The organism is Ignatzschineria sp. LJL83 (assembly GCF_054871845.1).
The window spans coordinates 1-22,390 of the sequence record NZ_JBTXLY010000020.1; the positions used below are offsets into that span (position 1 = coordinate 1).

Consider the following 22,390-nt stretch of genomic DNA (forward strand, 5'->3'; position numbering starts at 1 on the left):
AAAATCAACGTTTAGATAACCTTGATCCGCAAGCAGTTCAATATGTGGAAGATCTACTAAATAATAGACCTCGAAAGGTGTTAGGATATTTAACACCTTATGAGTATTTGGTCAAAAACGTACTTGTTGCGCTTCGTATTTGAATCTGCCGTGAAATCGATTTAAGAAAATTCCCTTGTGAAATATAGGCTGATTCACCGCTGGGTCGAATACTTGCATTCTTTTGCTAATCTCGTGCCAGCAGAATTCATTCTCTTTAGAATTTTAAGTAAAACGAAATGACTATAATCCTCGTTTTTGAGAGATAGTAATACTGCGATATTGCTATCCTCTTCAGGAATCGCTATTGATCTTTCCCTACTTCAAATTGATAAATAATCGCATTGCCGTTACCGATCTCTTTCTCTCCCTTAATTCCGATAAAAGAATCTTCACTATTTAGGTTCGATTTTCTTTCAGAAGAATGAGCTCCGGCATAACTATTAGAAGGATTTTGCGTAATACTTGGTCCTTGATATTGAAGCTTAGAAGATTGCTTATTTTCATAACCATATTGTATAGAACCATAGAGTTCAGTATCTGCTAATGCAAAATTACCCAATAATAGAGAAATAAATAATCCCCCTGATAATGAAAGAATATAACGTCTCATTTCTTACCTCTTCTTATTTAGAAAATAACTAATACCTTGAGATATTATCAAACCCACTGATTTAATTCATCTATACAATACCTTTACCAAGTATCTTTACCTAATGTGTTTATCGAATATCTGTAAAATGCCTTGATAAAACATACTTATCGACATTATCCATTATTAACAAACAGTTATACTTCATATTTTGTGATTGATCTCTAAAGCGAGTAACTAATTTAAAATCTCATCTTTCATCATTTCGATATGAAGATCATTACTATTGATACAAGGAATAAACGTATAAGATTCACCGCCGGCATCCATGAAAATATCATGATTTTCCATCGCCATCTCCTCTAATGTTTCGAGGCAATCGGCACTAAATCCTGGGCAAAATACGGCGATATTTTTAATAGATTCTTTAGGCGCTGTTGCAAAGAACTCTGCGGCATAAGGCTGTAACCATTCTGCTTTTCCAAAGCGTGATTGGAATACTGTCACAAAACGATCAAGCGGTTCATTCATTCTCTCGGCAATGAGTTTTGTGGTTTCCAAGCATTGCTCGTAGTAAGGATCGCCCTTCTCATACGTTCTTTTCGGCATTCCGTGATATGAAAACACATAGCGATCGAGTTTTTTACCTCCCGTTTTCTTTTTAATCTGCTCCACACATGCATCAATAAATAGTGGATTTTGATAGTATGCACCGATCATTCGTACTGCCGGGAAATAACGTAAGTCTTTAAGCGCAGCATTTGTTTTATCAGATACAGAAGCCGTTGTTGCCGCCGAATATTGCGGATAGAGAGGGAAAATAATAATCTCATCCACCTTCTTAGCAATCATCTCATCCACCGCTTTTTTAATCGAAGGATTTCCGTAACGCATGGCAACGGTAACTTCATAGTTTTCTGGTAAAATCGCTTGTAGTTTTTTTGCTTGATCTTGAGTAATCGTCAAGAGCGGAGAACCATTATCCCAAACGATTTGATATTTTTCCGCAGATTTAGCAGGTCTGATATTTAAAATAATGCCGTGAAGAATGGGATACCACACTAATTTTGGAATCTCGATCACGCGTGGATCTTGTAAAAACTCTTTCAAATAAGCTTTAAGAGCCGCTTTGGTAGGCGCATCTGGCGTACCAAGATTTGTTAACACAACACCAATCTTCTTCATTACTAAATCTCTTTCATTTATTAATAAAAAGGGGCATACCCTTTGCGAATATGCCCCTTATCTTAACAGCTATTTGATGTTATTTGCTAATCAATCTCATTTATCAACTTGATTAGATTATACAAACATCAACTTCCCGTGTATTAACCAAGAAGTGCTTTAACAGCATCTGCTTCTTCACGAAGTTCTTGCTCTGTTGCATCCATTTTAGCTTGTGAGTAATCAGAGATTTCAAGACCTTGAACGATTTCGAAATCACCATCTTTACAAACACATGGGAAAGAGTAGATGATCCCTTCTTCAACGCCGTATGAACCATCTGCAGGAACCGCCATTGATACCCAGTTACCTTCTTCTGTACCAAGTGCCCATGAACGCATGTGATCAATCGCTGAAGATGCCGCTGATGCTGCTGAAGATGCGCCACGTGCTTTAATGATTGCCGCACCACGTTGTTGTACTTGTGGAATGTACTCATTTTCATACCAATCACGATCAACAAGCTCAAGCGCTGGTTTACCGTTGATGGTCGTGAAAGTTAAATCAGGATATTGTGTTGAAGAGTGATTTCCCCAGATTGTCATATCTTTGATGTCATTGATATGTGAACCTGTTTTCTCTGCAAGAAGGCTTAAACCACGGTTATGGTCAAGACGAGTCATTGCATGGAAATGTCTTGGGTTAAGATCTGGTGCATTTTTCATCGCGATTAATGCGTTAGTGTTTGCTGGGTTTCCAACAACTAATACTTTCACATCACGGCTTGCGTGATCGTTCATTGCTTTACCTTGTGGCCCGAAGATCGCGCCATTTGCTTCAAGAAGATCTTTACGCTCCATACCAGGACCACGTGGACGTGCGCCTACTAACATTGCGTAATCTGTATCTTTGAATGCAACGTTTAAATCGTCTGTTGCAATGATATCTTGCACTAATGGGAATGCACAGTCATTCAATTCCATTACAACACCTTTAAGTGCTTCTAACGCAGGTGTGATTTCAAGAAGTTGAAGGATTACTGGTTGATCTGGACCAAGCATATCGCCTGCTGCAATACGGAATGCCATTGCGTAACCAATATTTCCAGCTGCGCCAGTGATCGTAACTCTTACAGGTTTTTTCATAATTTTAAGTTCTCCTAGTGGATTAATGAATATTTGTAGTGAAAATGTATTTTTGTATTATACGCCAACAATTGCGAATGTCTTCTATTTTACGCCATTACTCTGAAAGTTTTATCGGAGCTTTAACGATGCTAAACCGATTAAAACGAGAATAAACGTGAAAATCCAAAATCTTACGATTACTCGTGGCTCAGGCCAACCTTTTAGTTCAAAGTGATGATGAATAGGAGCCATTCTAAATAGGCGTTTTTTGCGGAGTTTGAAAGATCCTACTTGTAAAATCACCGATAATGTTTCTACTACAAAAAGACCACCCATTATGAAGAATACGAGCTCTTGTCTCACAATGACGGCTATCACACCCAATGTTCCACCTAATGCCAACGCACCCACATCTCCCATGAAAACTTGCGCCGGATAGGTGTTAAACCATAAAAATCCTAATCCAGCACCCACAATTGCCGCACAGATAATTAAGATTTCACCGCCACCCTCTACAAATGGCAATGCTAAATATTGAGTGTAAATCGAGTTGCCGGAGATATACGCAAAAATCCCTAAAGCACCGCCCACCATAATCGTAGGCATAATTGCTAAACCATCCAAACCATCTGTCATATTCACAGCATTACTTGCGCCAACAATAACGAGATAGGTAAATGGAATAAACAAAATTCCTAATGGAATTGCTAAATCTTTAAAGTAAGGAATTAAAAGATTCGTATCTGATGGGCTATCTGCTGTCATATAAAGTGCAACCGATGCGATTAAACCGGCAAGGCTTAAATAGAGGTATTTCTCTTTCGCTCGAAGCCCTAAAGATTGCTTCTTAATCACTTTACGGTAATCATCTAAAAATCCGACAGCGCCGAAAGAAACAAGCACAAAAAGTACAATCCAAACATCTAAATTCTTTAAATCTGCCCAAAGAAGCGTTGAAAAAAGAATGCCGGCAATAATCAACAGCCCGCCCATCGTTGGCGTGCCTTGCTTCGAGAGATGACTTTCTGGCCCATCTGTTCGCACAAATTGTCCGATCTGTTGTTTCTGCAATAAACGAATAAAACTCGGTCCCAAGCCAATACTAAATACCAACGCCGTTAATGCCGCTAAAATACCACGCATTGTGATGTATTGAAATACTCGCAATGGCGACCAGTAATCTGCTAAATAGACCAACAACTCATACAACATAATTTTAAACCCTTCTGTTTTTATTCTTCTCTGCTACTTCTTTGCCACTTTTTTTGATTCTTTTAAGATGATTTCACGGCACTCATAATTGTGATTACAGCTACCGGAAGAAATCATCCTTGATTCTGATATTTTTTTAAAATATTAACACTTGTCGCACTTAATAAAGGCTTCGTAGAAATATTGCATATTCATGCTATTTGAACCTTTGAGTAAAATCGTGAGCAATGTTGGATCTTGATAATCTGCGATCTTTTGACTTAATTCTGCCAATAGAGCTTCATGATCTTGATAAGACCTTGCACCTTCCCCAAATCCTTTTACCGCATGTTCTGTCAATTCTCCAAGCGCAAAAAGCTCATTGAATCCGGCATTTTTCGCATATTCTCCGCACTCTTCATGAATTTTTTCGCTATCTACGCCAAGCTCACGCATATCGCCCAATACAAGCCAACGTTTTCCAACCGTACATGCATCAATGCCGGCTTTTAAGGAATTTGGATTGGCATTGTAAGCATCATTAATCAGCTGTACATTCTCTTTGATTTTCACTACTTGTAAACGCCCTTTTACCGGCATTAAAGCTTCCAGACCTTGCTGAATTGTTTCAATCGATTCGCCTGCCGCCGTTGTTGCCGCACTTGCCGCTAATGCATTTAAAATATTGTGACGACCTAATAACTGAAGGGTAATATTTTCCGATTGTTTTGCCGGCATAATCGTTAATTGAAACTCTGATCCTTCAATATTACTTGCCGTAACATCTGCGCTTTGATCAATACCAAACGTGAGAGATTTGAAATCTTGCACGCATTCTTGCCAATATTTTGCAAATTGATCATCCGCATTAATAATTGCCGTACCATTCTCGGCAAGCCCTAAGAAAATTTCCGCCTTAGATTTCGCAACGCCTTCTAAAGAACCAAATCCTTCCAAATGACACGCGCCGGCATTATTTAAAATGGCAATATCGGGCTGCACCATTTTAGTGAGGTATTCAATCTCTTTAGGATTGCTCGCACCCATTTCAACAACAGCATGCGTATGATGTTTATTGAGTTTTAAAAGCGTTAAAGGACAACCCACATGATTATTGTAGTTCCCTTCTGTGGCTAACACATCATGATTAACCGACAAAATCGCCGTAATCATCTCTTTTAATGTGGTTTTACCATTAGAACCCGTGAGCGCAATCATGGTGCCTTTCCACTGCTTTCGCCACTCTTTCGCAATCACGCCTAAGGCTTTCTGGCTATCTTTTACCACAATTTGCGCAATTTCAGCAGAGGGAATATATCGCTCTACAACGGCGCAAATAGCGCCTTTTAATTCTGCGCTTTCTAAATAATCATGGGCATCAAAACGATCGCCTTTCCATGCAAAGAAGAGCTCACCGGGTTTTAACTGTCGTGTATCACTTGCCGCACCGAAAAAGTATGCATCTTGTCCTTCAAGCGTACCTTTCATGATTTTTGCTGCTTCAGATAACTTCATGTTTATAGCTCCTCATTGTTCTTTTGAACTTCAGCGAAATCAGAGAAATAGATCTCTCGATCGCCTAAAATTTGGTAATCTTCATGCCCTTTGCCGGCAATCAGAATAATATCGCCCTTCTGGCTATTTGAAACCGCCAATGCGATCGCTTTCGCACGATCACCTTCAATCACAATATTCTCAGCATCGGCATTTTTAAATCCTTGGCGAATATCTTCAATAATTAAGAGCGGATCTTCGAACCTCGGATTATCACTTGTGACAATTACTTGATCGGCAAATTCTTCAGAAATCGCCGCCATTAATGGGCGTTTTCCGGTATCTCGATTACCGCCACAGCCAAAGATTGAAATGAGTCTGCCTTCATCTAAATGTGCTCGTAATGAAAGAAGCGCTTGCTTCAAAGCATTGGGTTTATGCGCATAATCCACCACCGCAACTGCACCATTTTTAAGGTGTAGCATCTCCATTCGTCCTTTGACATTCGTAATCAAAGGCACAACTTCCAAGATATTAGAAAGCGCAATATCAAAGGAGAGAAGCGCGCCGATAGTTGCCACTAAGTTGTAAGCATTAAACGCACCATAAAGATGGCTTTCAAGCGGATAATCTTGTCCTTGATATCCTAAAACAAAACTTAAACCCGCTTCGTGAAGCTTGAGAGATTTAATCTGTAAATGATGAGGATTTTGCGAACTTTCAGCGCCATAAGAAAATGCTCGAACCGAAGGTTTTTCGGCACGAATTAATTCATATAGTTTCGCACCAAAGGCATCATCTGTATTAATCACGCAGTTATCTTGCTGATATTCTAAAAAGAGACGCGCTTTTGCTTCGCCATATGCTTCTAAAGTGCCATGATAATCTAAATGATCACGATTCAAGTTTGTAAAAATCGTTGTTTTAAATTCTAAACCTTCAACACGCTTTTGATCTAACGCATGGGATGTCACTTCTACGGCAATCGGCAACATTCCGGTTAATAAAACTCGAACCTCTTCCTTTGAATCAATCTCTGATAAAGATTGATAAAGTGCCATCAAATCTGGCGTTGTATGCGTATTTTCTTTTAAAGCGCCGAGAAAACCAATGCCGTTTGTACCGACTAAACCACAATCCACATTTAAAGCGCTGAAAGCCGTTGCAACAAATTGCGTCACGGATGTTTTCCCTTCCGTGCCGGTCACTGCTATGAGTTCCACTCGCGTTTTCAGATCTTCATAAAACTTAAACGTTAATTGGCGCATGAGCTGATCAATATTAGTGACTTTCAGCGCCGGAAGATGAGTGGAAATCGCAATATTATTATCAGGATCTTCATAAATAATTGCGCTCACGCCCTCATTTTCTAGATCTGCTAAATAATCTAATCCATGACTTTTCGCGCCTTTTCTTGCAAAGAAAAGATCGCCTTTTTTAGCATAACGACTATCTGAAGAGAGCCCTTCTATCAGTACCTGAGAAAACTCATCCGAAATATCGTGAGCAATATTACCTTGCTGCAACAACTCTTTTAAAATCATGACTTTCTCCTTACTTCGATCACTAACAATATGACTCACTAAAATAGTGCTTTCTAGAATAGCTCACTCAACATGATTTATGAGTGCAAATACAGCGCAAGCTACTTACTAATCAGTTTAATATTTGGATCATCTAAAAATGCATCGGGCTTCGTCCCCATAATTCTTAACGTGCTTCGCATCACATCACTGAAAATTGGCGCTGCAACTAATCCGCCGTAATAGCCATCTTTTCGTGGTTCATCAATCATTACGGCAACAACATATTGCGGATCAGAGATCGGCGCAAGCCCTACAAAGAAACTTCTATGATGCGTATTACTATATTTTCCATTGACGATTTTTCGAATCGTTCCTGATTTTCCGCCAACCCTGAAATTCGGAACCGTTGCTCGCCAACCGCCGGCACCACGAGATTTATCTGTGGCAGCTTCTAGCATCGTTAAGACTTCTTCTGTCACTCTTGGACTAAAGATCGGCGTTGTTTCTGCGTAATAATCATTTTTGACCAAGCGGAATGGTCTGAAATTTCCTTCATTACCGAAAACCGTATACATCTGCGCAAGCTTTAAAGTATTCACACTAATCCCATAACCATAAGCTTTTGTCGCATATTCAAAAGGATCCAACTGCCAACGTCGTAACGTTCCTAAACGCCCCGCTTCTTCACCCGTTAATCTGATTTGGCTCTTCTGCCCTATTCCAATTTGATCATAGATATTAAACAAGATAGAGGGGTCTAACGTTTCTGCAATTTTCACAACCCCGATATTACTCGATTTTGCGAGAACCGTTGTGACATCCATCGTATCTGAAACAGAAACATCTCGAATCAAATTCTTACCGACTCGATAACCACTTCTTCCCGTTTTCACAACAGAATGTGGTTTCCAATTGCCATATTCCATACCAGCAGCCACCACAAAAGGTTTAATGGTAGAACCTGGCTCAAAAATATCGGTAATCGCTCTATTTTTAAGAAGAACCGCACGGCGATCTTCTAAACGATTGGGATTGCCGGCAGGTTGATTCACCATAGCTAAGATATCGCCGGTTTTAACGTCCGCCACAATGACAGATCCCGCTACGGCATTATGCTTAATCATGCCGGTTTTTAGAGCACGATATGCAGAAATTTGGATACGGCGATCAAGCGTTAAAGTGAGATCTTCACTTTCTCGATGATTCTCAAGATCAATGATTTCCTGTCTTTCAATGACGCGTCCTTTCGCATCTTTTAAGATTCGAGTAGTTGTGCCATTGCCTTTGAGCCAATCTTGATACGCAAGCTCAACACCTTCAATGCCATCATCATCAATATCCGTAAAACCTAATAAATGGGAGGTAATCTCGGCATCAGGATAGTAACGCTTATATTCAATCTGATCATAAACGCCGGGAATTTTCAGTCCCATTAATACTTTTGCTTCATGGGGAGGAAGTTGCCTTTTAAGCCAATAAAATCGAGATTTTTGGCGACTTAATACAAGTTGTTCAATTTCTGATTCAGGACGATCTAAAAAATAAGCAAGCTTGGGAATTTCATGCAAATTTTGACTTAAAATACTAGGATCAATCCAAATTGAGCGCACTTCTGTAGAGAGTGCAATGGGTTCTCCATTACGATCAAAAATAGTTCCTCTGATCGCAGGATTATTCATATGACGAATAAACCGATTATCTCCCTGTTCTAGGAGAAAATCGGTCATATAATATTGAAGATAAAGTGCTCGAACTGCGATAGAAATCGCGACTAACGTCAGAATACCTAAAACTAAATATCTGCGCCATTCTGGCCATCTTTTCTTCGATGGTTGCTTAGAAGGCTTTCTCATCAACTATCGATACTCTCTTTGTCTATTTTGCATCATGGCTTATTGAGCTGTTACCTTACTGTCAAGCCCTACATAGCGAATATCTGTACTTGTCTCAATGACATATACCACAGCATTCTCATCAGGAACGACCATTCGTAATTGCTCTCTTGTTTCCTGATCTAGAAGCGCTTCTGTAATGAGCATGCTCTCTTCAAGTTGCAATCGACCAAACTCTTCTCTCAACGTAGTATTTTCTCGCTCAACTTTATCAATGTCATTCCAAAGCTTGTAGCTATCTTGAATAGTCATTGCACGATTAATTCCTAAGAAAACTACCGCCATCATTACCACAATTACTAAATTCTCTACTCTCATAGAACCCTCTCTGCGATTCTTAAAATCGCACTTCTAGAACGCACGTTATCTTTGCATTCTTCATCACTCGCCTTAATAGGTTTCCCTATCACTTTTAGCGCAGCATCGCCTGCACTAATTAATACTGGTAAATCTGGATATAGATCTTTTACGGTTGATTGATCACGCATAAAGTGCTTCACAATTCGGTCTTCTAAAGAATGGAAGCTAATAACAGCTAATCGCCCTTTATCCCCTAAAAGCTCAACAGCTTGTGTCAACGCTGATTCCAGTTGATCAAGCTCCCCATTTACAGCAATTCTAATTGCTTGAAACACTCTTGTTGCAGGATGGATTCGTCCTTCTTTAAAAGGCATTGCTCCACTCACAATATCTGCTAATTCAAGCGTTGTTGTGATACGCTTTTCACGGCGATATTCATCAATTGTTCGAGCTACTCGTCCTGAAAATCTTTCTTCGCCGTAAGTTTTAAATACGCGAACCATTTCGTCCACTTCAGTATTGGCAACCCAATCTTCAGCACTTAGCTCAGATTCTTGATCCATTCGCATATCAAGAGGTCCTGCTTTCATAAAGCTGAATCCTCGATCTGCATCATCGAGCTGTGGCGATGAAACACCGATATCCATTAAAATCCCATCCACATGCTCAATACCGGCAGATCTAATGAGTTCCAGCATATTTCCCATTTCACCGCGAATAAACTTAAAGTTTGGATATTGAGAAAAATGCTCCACCGCATATGCTTGTGCCGTTAGATCTCTATCGATACCAATCAATAAGCCATCGGCATTTAAATGCTTTAATATTTCGCGCGAATGTCCCCCTCGACCAAATGTGGCATCCACATAAATTCCTGAAGGATTTATATGTAATGCTTCGATCGATTCATTTAAAAGAACTGAAATATGTTTATTAGGGGAATGATTCACAATTATCCTTACTATTTAATCTATTAGAGAAAATATTACACCTTTTATTTAAAAAATTCCACTTTTCGCCACTTTTCTCCACGATTATGTTTTTTAAACAAAAAAATAGGAGTTTTCACTCCTATTTATATTAGAAATCTCAAGGGTATTATGTAATCGTTTTACAAGAAATATGACCGATATATTACCAGCACAACTCATTAAAACATCCGAAAACCCATTCTATCTACACTGATTTGGCATAATCCTTTTGGGAAGTGTTCCACTGAGACATTTTAAATTCCCTCTAGATAATTCATCTATAGATTCAAAATAAAAGATAAAAACATCTTCTTGAGGTTTTTTATCATTTTTATTAAATTGAATTTTAAGATGATTATTAGATTGGATAATAATTTCCTTTATTAAAGGTGCTTTCTCTTGCAAGTACTTGGAAGCGACAACAATATCTTCCACATTTTGTTTTTTAGGTAAATTAAGCGCTACTTCTGAAATAAGCCCTTTTGCATGATCTAATATTTTATTCATATCTCTTTTTATCAAAACATCTTTTGCAATTAACGCAAATAAAGAGAATATGACAATCATAAATATGAATACCAGAAACCTTTCAGGTTTCATTTTCTGCAAGGTAAATTTCCACATTCTTATAGAGCTCTTAGAAAAGAAATCAATGCTGAATTATAACATAACCAAAACTCAAAAATCCCTGATTAATCAAGCACCCTCTTTAGTTAACGTTATCTTATCTCACAACCATTAGGAAGATCATCTTCTTGCAGATTAACCCCTTCACACTGCCAACGAATAACTCCTCCATTACTATCCCCCGTTAGAATCAGTTGAACTTCTTCTCCATTTTCTCCCACTACTTCATCGTTATATAAGACCGTTATGACATTCCCTCGAATCGTAATCGATTCAACGCTATTTCCACGATATTCTGTAGGCTCTCCCAACTTGAGCTCTGCATGAGTATCCGCCTCACTAGGCCAACGATTATTCATCGCATAAAAAACTTCAGCATCTAATTGAATGCCACCGGCTAAAGTTAATCCTTCCGTAATTTTAGCACCTTGGACATATCCGCGATAAATAGGAACCGCAATCATACTAATGACTGCTACCAACGCTAATACAATTAAAAGCTCCATCAATGTAAAGCCAGATTCATCACTAGAAAAATTCTTTCCCCAAGTTTTATAATTTTTAATTACAAATAAGTTTTTCAGCACTATTTTCAACATAAAGACATCCCTATTAATCGTTCTATTTAATGAAATATCTGAGAATACCCATCGTTAAAGTAGACATAGCTTCGCTAAATATTACTTAAATGAAAGTCATTCCAAGATTTGATGTCATTAAAGTTAGTAGATAGTCGCTTAAATTGTTTTTTTCACTTAAAATCCATCCAATATAATGATTAAAATAAACAAAATTTAATCAAAATTAGGGAATTACCATATAAAACCCAACCTCTTTATTTTAAAAATAAATAGATATATCATACAGATACTCAAAACGTAGATATTTAAAATAATTATAAAATCCCATACATAAATTTGACAAAAAGATCTCTAAAATCAGAATTTACAATTATATTTGAAGTTAAGCTTATCTGCTCTTCATGACTACTTTTTTTATTAAGGCGGTATATTTCTATGAAAATTTTTTCACGCTGGTTACTATTACTTGTCACTATGAGCTTATTAACAGCTTGTGCGAGCTCAACTCAATCAGGATTAACCGGCGTTAAACGCTCGCAACTTCAAATTATTTCGGCTGAAGATATGAATGCTTCATCCAAACAACACTATATGGGGCTCATTAATGAAGCGAAACAACAAGGTGTCATTGATCGTTCTTCCCGAACAGCAAAAAGAGTCAATACCGTCTTTAATAAACTCACTCCTTATACCCAAAACTTCAGACCTGATGCTAATGAATTTGAATGGGAAATGAATGTTATTCGAAGCAATGAACTAAATGCTTTTGCAATGCCGGGAGGTAAGATGGTGGTCTATAGCGGTATCGTGGAAAAACTTAATCTATCCAATGATGAAATTGCCGCAATTGTAGGACATGAAATGGCGCATGTTTTACGAGAACACAGCCGGGAAAAAGCATCTCAACAACTCGTTAAAACAACCGGAATATCTGTTGTTTCTGCGGTGTTAGGGATCGGTAGTTCCGGCGATTCATTGTTACAACAAGCAGGTAATATTGCTTTTTCACTCCCCTTCTCTAGAACGATGGAAAATGAGGCAGATACCCTTGGCTTAGAGCTCATGGCATTAGCCGGATATAATCCAAATGCTTCAGTAACCTTGTGGGAAAAAATGGCAAAAGCGACCAACAATAGCGGAAGCTCACTTCTCTCAACCCATCCTTCTAGCCCCGAAAGAATTTCCAACTTACAATCCCAAATCCCAAAAGTTGCCCATTTAAATAACCGGTAAAATATAATCCATAAAATGACTAGTCGATGAGATTATTAAAAAATAGTAGAACAAACAAACCCCGATATTTCCAAAGTACTATTCAGAAATTTCGGGGGTTTATCTATCGCTTTATTTTATAATTTTCTATTTCAATCCAAGAAAAATTCAATAAAACCCAATAAAAACTCAATAAAACAGCTTTTTCTTTTACGCAACAAATTCCATAAACCATGACATTAATGCCCAATCGGTTCTTGTCTGTTTATGTCTTGAAGCATAAATCTCTATTAATTTTTCATATTGTATTAAGCGAAAAGTTTCGGATTGCGACTCTAACACCTCAAATAAAGGCTGTAATTTCGGGAATCGTTGCCTCGCCTCTTGATTGAATGATGCCTGCAATAAGAAAAATAGTAATGAAAATGTTAGCTCTTCCGACTCCAATAAAGTTGGTACAGCTTTTGTAGGTGTCATCTTATTTGTGAAAATACTGTAAACTGCATTCAAAACGACCTTTTTTTTCTCACTATATCCTGAATTCAAATACGATAATGCCATAAAAGGGGCACCATGAACGATCTCTAACAATAATTGCAATTCATCTTCACTGAGATTCTGATCAGACTCGGAAAGAACGGAGCGCAAAAACTGTATTGCCGTATCTGCATCAGGACCTTTCACAAAAGACTTTTGGCATCGACTTCTGACCGTAATAGGAAGCTTTTCAATAGCACTACTTTCCAAAATAAAATAGAGATCAGCGGGTGGCTCTTCTAAAACTTTTAATAGACTATTCGCCGCATTTAGATTCATGCGATCCGCCTCTTTAATTAAGACAATTTTATTTCCTGTCTCTGAGGTTAATCTCGCAAATTGTTGAATCTTACGAATCCCCTCTATTTTTATCTCCCCATCCTCATGAATTTCAAAAAGATCAGGATGAAAACCCGAAGCAAGCCAACGACAACTTTGACATTTTCCACATGCGTTACCGGCTTCTAATGAACGGCAAAAAATCGCAGCCGTCAACTGATTCATTAGAAGTTTCTTACCAATACCGGCAATACCATAAATCATCAAAGCATGCGGTGGTGTTACGCCTTGATATCGCCCTAATAGCTCCTGATAAGGAGCTGTAAGCCAAGAACAATCCGCCATCTGCGGGACAATATCTTGTCGTTCTGTATTATTCAGCTGTATATCCAATGATTTTATCCAATTGCTGATAGATGGAAGTAGATACCTCATGAATTGACAACAATGCATCTACTCTAAAAAACTGATCAGGCCTTTCTTTCGAAAGCGTTGAAAATCCTTTTGCAACAGCCTCAAAAAATGCAATATCTTCCGTTTCAAAACGATCTTTCCCCCCTCGCTTCCCGACTCTTTTCATCCCTTCAACAACAGGAATATCGAACCAAAATGTACAATTAGGTCTTAAAGGGCCTTGAATCAAAGTTTCTAGGGTTTTGATTTTTTCTAAAGATATTCCACGAGCATAACCCTGATATGCATAGCTTGACTCTGTAAACCGATCACATAATACCCATTTTCCAGTATTTATTGCCGGTAAAATGACACGCTCTAAATGTTCAGCTCTTGCGGAAAACATCAGTAATAGCTCAGCCATCTCTGTCATATCATCATTCAAGAGAAGGTTGCGAATTTTTTCCCCCAACAATGTACCCCCTGGCTCTCTTGTTGTGACAACTTCAAAGCCTTTCTCTTGTAAATAACTCTGAACACGCTCGATTTGCGTTGTTTTACCAGCGCCTTCCGTGCCTTCAAATGTAATGAAACATCCTTGATTGGAACAAGTATCTGTCATTTTTCTTTCCATTCCATTACTGAGATTGATTTTTTAAACGTTGTCGATATTGTTGCACTGCTCGATTATGCTCGTCTAGCGTTCGCGAAAAAACATGCTCTCCTGAACCATCTCCTTTTGCCACAAAGTAAAGTGTTGAGCCATCCTTTGGATTACTCGCTGCAAGAATTGCTTCTCTACTTGGCATTGCGATTGGCGTTGGCGGTAAACCATGTCTCGTATAAGTATTGTAAGGTGTATCTCGCTGAAGATCACTGCTATAAATCTTTCCTCGATACTTATCACCCAATCCATAAATGACCGTAGGATCCGTTTGTAAGCGCATTCCTTTTTGTAATCTTCTCGTAAAGACACCGGCAATTTCAGGCCTCTCACTTGCAACACCACTCTCTTTTTCAACAATAGAAGCAAGGGTTAAGAGTTCACGCTTATTTTTTAAAGGGAGATTTTTTTGCTTACTATCCCAAGCTTCTTCTAAAACTTTTTCCATTGCAGCATAACTACGCTTTAATAAATCTGCATCAGAATAGCTTTTCGGAAAGAAGTAAGTATCTGGCAAGAAATACCCCTCAAACGGCTCACCCTCCAATCCTAAAGTAGCCATGACCTCTTCATTATTCATGCCCTTTAAGGTTTGATTCAAATGAGGAGATTTTTCAAGCGCTTGTCTTAACTGAAAAAAATTCCAGCCTTCAATAATTGTAAAATTATATTGTAAGACTCTTCCGCTCGTAATAATCGCTAACAGATCCTCAGGATAAAGATCGGGCTGTAAAGAATATTCGCCCACTTTTAACTTTGAAGCATCCCCCGTAAACCGAGCATACCATTTAAAATAGAGTGCATTACGAATGATATTTTTACTTCTTAATAAAGTCACAACATCATCGATATTCATACCCGGAGTAATATCTAGAACAATACCGTTTTCAGGTAATGTCACAGGCGTTTTTAAAAAACTCTCAACGTCTTTTGATACAACAAAAAAACCTCCAAGCAGTAATATTAAAAAGATAATAATACTGACTTTAGAGAGTAAATAGCGAAAAAACGTATAAATAACCTTACCAATTAACTTCAATGGGAACCTCTTAATCTAATTTCTTGAAGATTAAGCTACCATTCGTACCACCAAATCCAAATGAATTTGATAACACAATATTCAGCTTCGCTGGCTTTGCTTCTTGGCCAATAATATTAAAATCTACAGTTGCAGGTTCTGGGTTATCTAAGTTAATGGTAGGAGGAATAATTTGATCTCTCAAAGCTAAGATTGAAAATACCGCTTCAATACCGCCCGCAGCACCGAGTAAATGTCCTGTCATAGATTTAGTCGAGCTAATCGCAACTTGATGAGTTGACTCCCCAAAGGTTGCTCGAACAGCCTCTAACTCCATTAAGTCCCCTACAGGCGTTGAAGTTCCATGAGCATTAATATAATCAATTTCACTTGCATCAATTCCGGCATCTTTAATCGCCGCTTTCATACAAAGTGACGCACCCTCACCATTAGGGGAAGGACTTGTAATATGATATGCGTCAGAGCTCATACCAAATCCTATTAATTCACAATAAATATGAGCACCCCTCGCTTTTGCATGCTCATACTCTTCTAAGACGATAACTCCCGCCCCATCTCCTAATAAGAAACCATCTCGGTCAACATCCCAAGGTCTTGATGCTTTTTCAGGATCATCATTTCGGCGAGACAGTGCTCTTGCAGCTGCAAATCCTGCTATTCCTAGAGGTGTTGTTGCCATTTCAGCACCACCTGCAAGCATTACATCAGCATCTCCATGCTCTATTAAACGCGCAGCTAATCCAATAGAATGAGTGGCCGAAGCACAGGCAGTGACTGCCGCAATATTCGGTCCTTTTAATCCGGTAATAATCGAGAGTTGTCCTGATACCATATTCACAATTGATCCCGGAACAAAGAAAGGGCTTACTCTTTTAGCGCCACGCTCCACTAATGTCGAATGATTTTCTTCGATTCCTGGCAAACCACCAATACCAGAACCAATCATTGCGCCTACTCGATCTGAATTATCCGCATTAATTTCAAGCTTAGAATCTTTCAATGCATCTAAACCTGCCGCAATTCCATATTGAATGAACAGATCCATGCGTTTTGCATCGCGTGGGGAAATATATTGTGATACGTCAAAATCTTTTACAGGTGCAGAAAATGTCACCGGAGATTCACTCGCGTCAAAAACAGTGATCGGCGCAGCACCGCTCTTTCCTGCTAAAATATTCTTCCAAGACTCTTCAAAAGTATTTCCTACAGGTGTCACAGCACCTAGCCCTGTAACTACTACTCGACGTTTCATCAAAAGTTCCCCTTATTTCCAAATGTACATATCAAATATCTTTATCACATGAAAATAAAAAGCGACTGTGTAGAGCTTAAAATAAGTCCTAAACAGTCGCTTTCATTTACAATGTATAAACTTAATCATTAATATTTGATTCAAAACCTGAGTCAATATTAAAAGTATAAATCTAGTACGTTGTAGATCAACTATTATAAGTTAGCATTAACGTAGTCGATAGCCTGCTGAACTGTAGTAATTTTCTCTGCTTCTTCATCAGGAATATCACAGTCAAACTCTTCTTCAAGAGCCATTACTAACTCAACAGTATCAAGTGAATCTGCACCTAAATCATCAACGAATGATGCTGAATTCACAACTTGCTCTTCTTTAGCATCAAGTTGTTCCATGATTACTTTTTTGACTCGTGTTTCGATGTCGCTCATAACTTCAAATCCTTAAATTATTAAAACAAAATGGCCTTTGCCAATTCTGTACTAAAAAAACGACTGTTGAATTAACAGTTCACCAAAATTAATACAACAGCAATTATAACTAATAAAAAAAAATTAGTCCATCAACATACCACCATTAACGTTGATCGTTTCCCCTGTAATATAGCCTGCTTTTTCTGATGCTAAAAATGCAACAGCGCTCGCAATTTCTTCAGGTTCACCCAATCTTGCTAATGGAATATTTGTTAATAAAGCCTCTTTCACAGACTCTGGCAAATCTTTAGTCATATCCGTATCAATGAATCCTGGAGCGACACAATTGACTGTAATTCCACGAGATCCCACTTCTTTTGCCATTGATTTAGTAAAGCCAATCACACCCGCTTTTGCAGCAGCATAGTTTGTTTGTCCGGCATTACCTGTAATTCCAACGACAGAACTAATGTTAATGATGCGTCCACTTCTCGCCTTCATCATCGGTCTTAAAACGGCTTTTGATAACGCAAAAACACTTGTAAGATTGGTTAAAATTACATCATTCCACTCATCATCTTTCATACGCATTAAGAGCTGATCTTTTGTAATTCCGGCATTATTTACAAGAATATTAGGCGCACCTTTTTCTTTAGCAATTGTTTCTAGCACAGATTCAATACTTGCTTGATCCGTTACATTTAATACTAAACCTTGACCTTTATCACCAAGATACTCAGAAATTGCTGCAGCACCCTTTTCAGAAGTCGCCGTTCCAAAGACAAATGCTCCATCACGCACTAAATTTTCTGCAATTGCCTTACCAATTCCACGTGTTGCACCTGTCACTAATGCGACTTTTCCTTGTAAACTCATAGTAATTCCTCTATTCAACTATTATTTCAGCCCTTGCAAACGCTTGGCTTTATTATCTTACAATCAATGACCTATGCTTATCTTTCACTGCAACGAATCCATAAACATAAATAATTATTACTGACATACCGATTGATTATATACCGAATACCCTATACTTAACGCTTACCGCTATCAAATAACACAATTAATACACGAAATATTGACCAAATCCCATGCTACGAGAAATTTTCACTATCTAAAAAACAGTTATTACGATCCACAAATTTCTACTTGCACGGCTAAATCCACATCTACCTGTTTGGGTGGATCCCATGGAGAGTTTTGCTCAACCAAACGAATACTCAACTGATGTCGATTCCCACTAAATTCTGGGAAAAAATTGTAATTACTCATATCAATTCTTAGTAAACTCGCTCGCCATTTTACAGAACGATAATAAAACCCATGTTTAAAAACACATTCTTCCGATACTTTCTCTTCGCGAATACACTTCAAGACAAATCTAACAGAATCCATGACATTATCGATAACTTTCATCCATTCATAAAAGTGCCCTTTACGCGTCTCAAAAGGCATACTCAACCAGTTATGAAGAACTGGCAGGTCAAATGCACAAATTCCCCCAACAATTACAAATCGTTGACGCAATGTATTTAAAAAAACATTCTCTTTTATGGAATCATAAATACGAAAAGATTGACGACTCAAAATCCCCTTAAGCTCAACGGCTTTCTCTCTATCTTCAGAGGACAACCCTTCCGTCATCATGACTTGATCTAATTGTTTAATAAGCTCAATTTTTGTATCATTTTTCGATACTAAAGAAACCAAATCGAGTAGAGCTCGCACAGCTGCAATTGTGCTATATTCTGAATCCTGCTCGATATATGCTAAAGATTGTTCTGCAAGCATCTCGATTCTTAAAAAACGTCTAATTCCTTCTGTGAGAGGAAATTCATAAATCATTCTTTTTCTCCATTCTTATTGAGATCGCTTTTATCTACCGATGTTTTCGAGTAAGAATTATGAAGCTTATCTAATTGTTTTTCTACAAAATCTTTATTCTGACTAATAATAATATAATCCCCAAGCTTTCTTCGATCTAATCTTGAGATTTGAGAATTGATAATCTTCTCCGCCAGATCTTGATCAATATTATCACGAGCCATTAGGCGTTGTAACTGCAACTCCTCAAATACCTCAATGACTAATACTTCATCTACCAATTTCAAATATGCCGAATCTTTATTAATCACAGGTACAACGATTAAGCCGTATTCTGGAACAGATAACTCTGTCATTCTCCTTTCTACTTCTTGATAGATTCTTCGATGCAATATGGATTCTAACGTCTTTTTAGAGAAGGAATTATTAAAAACCTCAGATCTCATTTTAACTCTGTCCATTTCACCTTGATCCGTGAAAAAACTTCCCCCAAAAGCATCCTTGATTTCTTGCAACGTTTCGACACCCAAATCATTATCATTACAAGTCAGCTGCTTGGAAATGATATCTGTATCAATCACGACAGCCCCTTTTCTCCCCAAATAGTCCGAGGCAAATGTCTTCCCACTCGCAATACCACCCGTTAATAGAACCAGCTTCACATCCCGCTTCTTAATCTCTTTCATAATATCTCTACCCTAGGAGGTCTTCTTTTACCCCTCCAGCGGAATGATAAAACAGGAAACCATTGACCATAAAAACGGCAAAATACTCTCAGAACAACTTTAAAAGAAAGTAAATGATTATACCTGAAAATCCTAAAAAAGGGCCAAAAGGGATAATTTCCCTTTGTTTTTCAATAACAAAATATTGCATGCTTATTCCATATAATGCTCCTAGACTAGCACTCAAAAAGAGAAATACAGAAATATAATCTACACCAATCCAAGCACCGATCGCTGCGGCATACTTAAAATCCCCGCGCCCCAAAGCTTCTTTCCTATAATACAGTCGCCCTACCTTAGAGACCCCCCACATTATTAAATACAACCAAACAACCCCTAGAATACTGATTTCCAATGAAATTAAGCCATAACCCAAAAGAGACATCAACACTCCAGACCACAGCAATAGATAAACCAAGGGATTTGGCAATAAATAATATCGAGTATCAAACATCATCAAGACAATAACCGATATTAAAAATACTACATCTACAAATAATATTTGTGACACCCCATAGAACTTCAACACCCCATACCAACAAGACATCACAAATAGGAGAGAACAATACCCAAAGAAAAATATTTTTAAACCGTAAAATCGATACATTTTCGCAAAATGATCGCTCCAATATATCCTCTGGATAGATCTCTGCCTATCAATCATTCTAGATCTAACATTAGCTTCAATCCGTATGACCCAAAGCCAATAAAAAAGAGATAAAACTACCACCGGAAAAGTAAGGATCAAAAAAAGATCAAGCACTAGCATACTCATCTACCCTCTAAATCGCTGATCCCATGCTAAACATTGGTAAATAAAGAGCCACCAAAATAACACCTACAACCAAACCAATAAACACCATAGAAAGCGGATCTATTAAAGCAATAAAAGCTCCTACCTTTTTTGTAACCATATCAGCGTGATACTCTGCTGACCGCTCTAAAACAAGCGCTAAAGTTCCACCAACCTCTCCTACAGAAATCAAAGTCAAAGAAACATTTGAAAATATCCCACTCTTTTTTGCCCCTTGATGAAAAGATCCTCCCCGCTTTAAGCCTTCATTCAACGCCAATAACTGATCGCAAATAAAGGTATTCCCCACCCCTTTACTATAAAGCTCAATTCCCTTCACTAAAGGTACCCCCGAACGAATCATCACGCTCAAAATTTCAGAAAAGCTCGCATTAAAATTTTCCAAAAAAATACTACCAATAATAGGAAGCTTCAAAACAATGCGATCTACAAATCTCCTAAACCATTTTTTCCGGCGAAAAAAGGCCCTTATCACCCACAAGATTCCCATTAATAGTAAAAAAATATTTCTTCCCTTACTCGATAACAAAAAGTGAGAAGCTACTATCACTTTTTGGGTAATATCCGGCAACTCAACACCACTTGATTGGTAAAGCACCTCAAATGTAGGTACCACAGCCATTAATATAAACACCAAAACAGCGATTGCTACTAGCAATACCATCACAGGGTAAATTAGTGCTTTCTTAATAGAAGCTATTGCTTGCAATCTCTGCTTTTCAATTTTTTCTAAATAAACAAAAACATCAGCTAACTTCCCCGAGGCTTCACCAATTGCTATAAGCGCAATATACAAAGAGGAAAAAGACTTCGGAAAGAACTCTAAAACAGAAGAAATAGAAGCCCCACTAGATACTTCACTTTTTAATTTTTCCAAGATGCGCTTTAATGCTTTTTTATGATTAGATTCCAACAACAATTCTAAAGCGGAAATAATCGGCACACCCGCTAATAGCAATAAAGACATTTGCTCCGTAAAAAACAACCGATCTTCTCTTTTTAATCGCAAATTATCCCCCTTGTAAATCACTCAAGATCTCTAACAATAGTAGAAATTTCCGAACATCAGGGATCCAACAGATATTAAAAGATAAAGACTCATTTAAATGACGTAGATTTTTACAGTAAAACCATCGCAACTTCACTAGCGAGTATGAGCCAGGAATCTTCCTTACTTTTTAAAAGAAGAAGTTTTAGCAGGAACAGTTTTTAACTCAACTCATCAACTTAACTATCACAATCTATTTAGCAACACTTAAAATAGAAAAAATACCCTTTACAAAAAGCAATAAAAAACCCTAACTTCGAAAAGTTAGGGTTTTTAAATATGGTACCGACGCCCAGATTTGAACTGGGACGCAGTTACGCACTACCACCTCAAGGTAGCGTGTCTACCAATTCCACCACGCCGGCATTACTTAATATGTGCGATCCATACTTTCTGTTTCGCCCGAATCAAGGAGAACTATATTACAAGGTCAGCATCTGCTTCTCAAGTCTATGAGAAAAAATCACTCAAATTTTTCATTCTTATTTTTAGATCACTAAAAACAAAACATAAAATCAACAAATTACAATAAAAGAAAATTTACGCCCATCTCACCTATATTAGGGTCTGTTGAACATTTGAAATAAAAAAATAGAGAGTTGTAAAATGTAATCGCCAGAAAACAATACAAACTCTCTATTTTATGCCCCAAACATTACTTAATGATCAGCTTTGGTTGAAGCTAAAGC

The 22,390-nt window shown here is 37.9% G+C and carries 22 protein-coding genes and 1 tRNA gene; 1 reads left to right on the plus strand and 22 read right to left on the minus strand.

Annotated features, from left to right (window positions below; translation table 11 throughout):
• Positions 1-343: 343 nt before the first annotated feature.
• The 11 genes from ACYSN2_RS10725 to ACYSN2_RS10775 form a co-directional block, all read right to left on the minus strand.
• Positions 344-652 carry a hypothetical protein gene (locus ACYSN2_RS10725; RefSeq protein ID WP_461750251.1) on the minus strand — a complete coding sequence of 103 codons (309 nt, stop codon included), beginning with the start codon at positions 650-652 and terminating at the stop codon, positions 344-346.
• Positions 653-868: 216 nt separating this feature from the next.
• Positions 869-1,816: a ferrochelatase gene (gene hemH, locus ACYSN2_RS10730; protein WP_461750252.1), complete on the minus strand. Its 948-nt coding sequence runs from the start codon at positions 1,814-1,816 to the stop codon at positions 869-871.
• Between the two features lie 143 nt (positions 1,817-1,959).
• Positions 1,960-2,940: a malate dehydrogenase gene (locus tag ACYSN2_RS10735; protein ID WP_461750253.1), complete on the minus strand. Its 981-nt coding sequence runs from the start codon at positions 2,938-2,940 to the stop codon at positions 1,960-1,962.
• 111 nt (positions 2,941-3,051) lie between these two features.
• Positions 3,052-4,134, minus strand: coding sequence for a phospho-N-acetylmuramoyl-pentapeptide-transferase (mraY, locus tag ACYSN2_RS10740; protein ID WP_461750254.1), 1,083 nt, complete (start codon positions 4,132-4,134; stop codon positions 3,052-3,054).
• 144 nt (positions 4,135-4,278) lie between these two features.
• On the minus strand, positions 4,279-5,628 hold the full coding sequence (locus ACYSN2_RS10745; RefSeq protein WP_461750255.1) for a UDP-N-acetylmuramoyl-tripeptide--D-alanyl-D-alanine ligase: 1,350 nt from the start codon (positions 5,626-5,628) through the stop codon (positions 4,279-4,281).
• Between the two features lie 2 nt (positions 5,629-5,630).
• Complete coding sequence (locus ACYSN2_RS10750; protein WP_461750256.1) at positions 5,631-7,151, minus strand: UDP-N-acetylmuramoyl-L-alanyl-D-glutamate--2,6-diaminopimelate ligase; 1,521 nt, start codon at positions 7,149-7,151, stop codon at positions 5,631-5,633.
• Positions 7,152-7,252: 101 nt separating this feature from the next.
• A complete protein-coding gene (locus tag ACYSN2_RS10755) occupies positions 7,253-8,986 on the minus strand; it encodes a peptidoglycan D,D-transpeptidase FtsI family protein (RefSeq protein ID WP_461750257.1) in 1,734 nt (577 codons plus the stop codon).
• A gap of 39 nt (positions 8,987-9,025) precedes the next feature.
• Positions 9,026-9,343, minus strand: a complete 318-nt coding sequence (locus ACYSN2_RS10760; protein WP_461750258.1) for a cell division protein FtsL — start codon at positions 9,341-9,343, stop codon at positions 9,026-9,028.
• Positions 9,340-10,275: a 16S rRNA (cytosine(1402)-N(4))-methyltransferase RsmH gene (gene rsmH, locus ACYSN2_RS10765; RefSeq protein ID WP_461750259.1), complete on the minus strand. Its 936-nt coding sequence runs from the start codon at positions 10,273-10,275 to the stop codon at positions 9,340-9,342. Before rsmH ends, ACYSN2_RS10760 begins: the two co-directional genes overlap by 4 nt.
• Positions 10,276-10,497: 222 nt before the next feature.
• Positions 10,498-10,920 (minus strand): hypothetical protein, encoded by a 423-nt coding sequence (locus ACYSN2_RS10770; protein ID WP_461750260.1) that lies wholly within the window; start codon positions 10,918-10,920, stop codon positions 10,498-10,500.
• A 95-nt stretch (positions 10,921-11,015) separates the two neighbouring features.
• Positions 11,016-11,522, minus strand: coding sequence for a pilin (locus ACYSN2_RS10775; RefSeq protein ID WP_461750261.1), 507 nt, complete (start codon positions 11,520-11,522; stop codon positions 11,016-11,018).
• A gap of 417 nt (positions 11,523-11,939) precedes the next feature.
• On the opposite strand from ACYSN2_RS10775, the gene ACYSN2_RS10780 reads away from it, so the two are divergent.
• Positions 11,940-12,737: a M48 family metallopeptidase gene (locus ACYSN2_RS10780; protein ID WP_461750262.1), complete on the plus strand. Its 798-nt coding sequence runs from the start codon at positions 11,940-11,942 to the stop codon at positions 12,735-12,737.
• A gap of 189 nt (positions 12,738-12,926) precedes the next feature.
• Here the strand turns inward: ACYSN2_RS10780 and ACYSN2_RS10785 are convergent, their stop codons facing one another.
• The 11 genes from ACYSN2_RS10785 to ACYSN2_RS10835 all read right to left on the minus strand — a co-directional run bounded on the left by ACYSN2_RS10785 (position 12,927) and on the right by ACYSN2_RS10835 (position 22,066).
• Positions 12,927-13,925, minus strand: coding sequence for an AAA family ATPase (locus tag ACYSN2_RS10785; protein ID WP_461750263.1), 999 nt, complete (start codon positions 13,923-13,925; stop codon positions 12,927-12,929).
• Positions 13,906-14,547 (minus strand): dTMP kinase, encoded by a 642-nt coding sequence (gene tmk / locus ACYSN2_RS10790; RefSeq protein ID WP_461750264.1) that lies wholly within the window; start codon positions 14,545-14,547, stop codon positions 13,906-13,908. The genes ACYSN2_RS10785 and tmk overlap by 20 nt, the downstream gene beginning before the upstream one ends.
• 16 nt (positions 14,548-14,563) lie before the next feature.
• Entirely contained in the window at positions 14,564-15,628 is a 1,065-nt protein-coding gene (gene mltG / locus ACYSN2_RS10795; RefSeq protein WP_461750265.1) for an endolytic transglycosylase MltG, read from the minus strand.
• 10 nt (positions 15,629-15,638) lie between these two features.
• The gene (gene fabF / locus ACYSN2_RS10800; protein WP_461750266.1) at positions 15,639-16,883 is read right to left on the minus strand and encodes a beta-ketoacyl-ACP synthase II; all 1,245 of its coding nucleotides are present in this window, start codon (positions 16,881-16,883) and stop codon (positions 15,639-15,641) included.
• Between the two features lie 191 nt (positions 16,884-17,074).
• Positions 17,075-17,308, minus strand: coding sequence for an acyl carrier protein (acpP, locus tag ACYSN2_RS10805; RefSeq protein ID WP_026878288.1), 234 nt, complete (start codon positions 17,306-17,308; stop codon positions 17,075-17,077).
• 123 nt (positions 17,309-17,431) lie between these two features.
• Positions 17,432-18,166: a 3-oxoacyl-ACP reductase FabG gene (gene fabG / locus ACYSN2_RS10810; RefSeq protein WP_461750267.1), complete on the minus strand. Its 735-nt coding sequence runs from the start codon at positions 18,164-18,166 to the stop codon at positions 17,432-17,434.
• Between the two features lie 252 nt (positions 18,167-18,418).
• A complete protein-coding gene (gene zapD / locus ACYSN2_RS10815; protein ID WP_461750268.1) occupies positions 18,419-19,135 on the minus strand; it encodes a cell division protein ZapD in 717 nt (238 codons plus the stop codon).
• Positions 19,132-19,800: a dephospho-CoA kinase gene (coaE, locus tag ACYSN2_RS10820; protein ID WP_461750269.1), complete on the minus strand. Its 669-nt coding sequence runs from the start codon at positions 19,798-19,800 to the stop codon at positions 19,132-19,134. Before coaE ends, zapD begins: the two co-directional genes overlap by 4 nt.
• An 88-nt stretch (positions 19,801-19,888) precedes the next feature.
• On the minus strand, positions 19,889-20,608 hold the full coding sequence (locus tag ACYSN2_RS10825; protein WP_461750270.1) for a prepilin peptidase: 720 nt from the start codon (positions 20,606-20,608) through the stop codon (positions 19,889-19,891).
• Between the two features lie 13 nt (positions 20,609-20,621).
• A complete protein-coding gene (locus ACYSN2_RS10830) occupies positions 20,622-21,662 on the minus strand; it encodes a type II secretion system F family protein (RefSeq protein WP_461750271.1) in 1,041 nt (346 codons plus the stop codon).
• A 319-nt stretch (positions 21,663-21,981) separates the two neighbouring features.
• Positions 21,982-22,066: transfer RNA gene (locus tag ACYSN2_RS10835), tRNA-Leu, on the minus strand.
• Positions 22,067-22,390 lie beyond the last annotated feature (324 nt).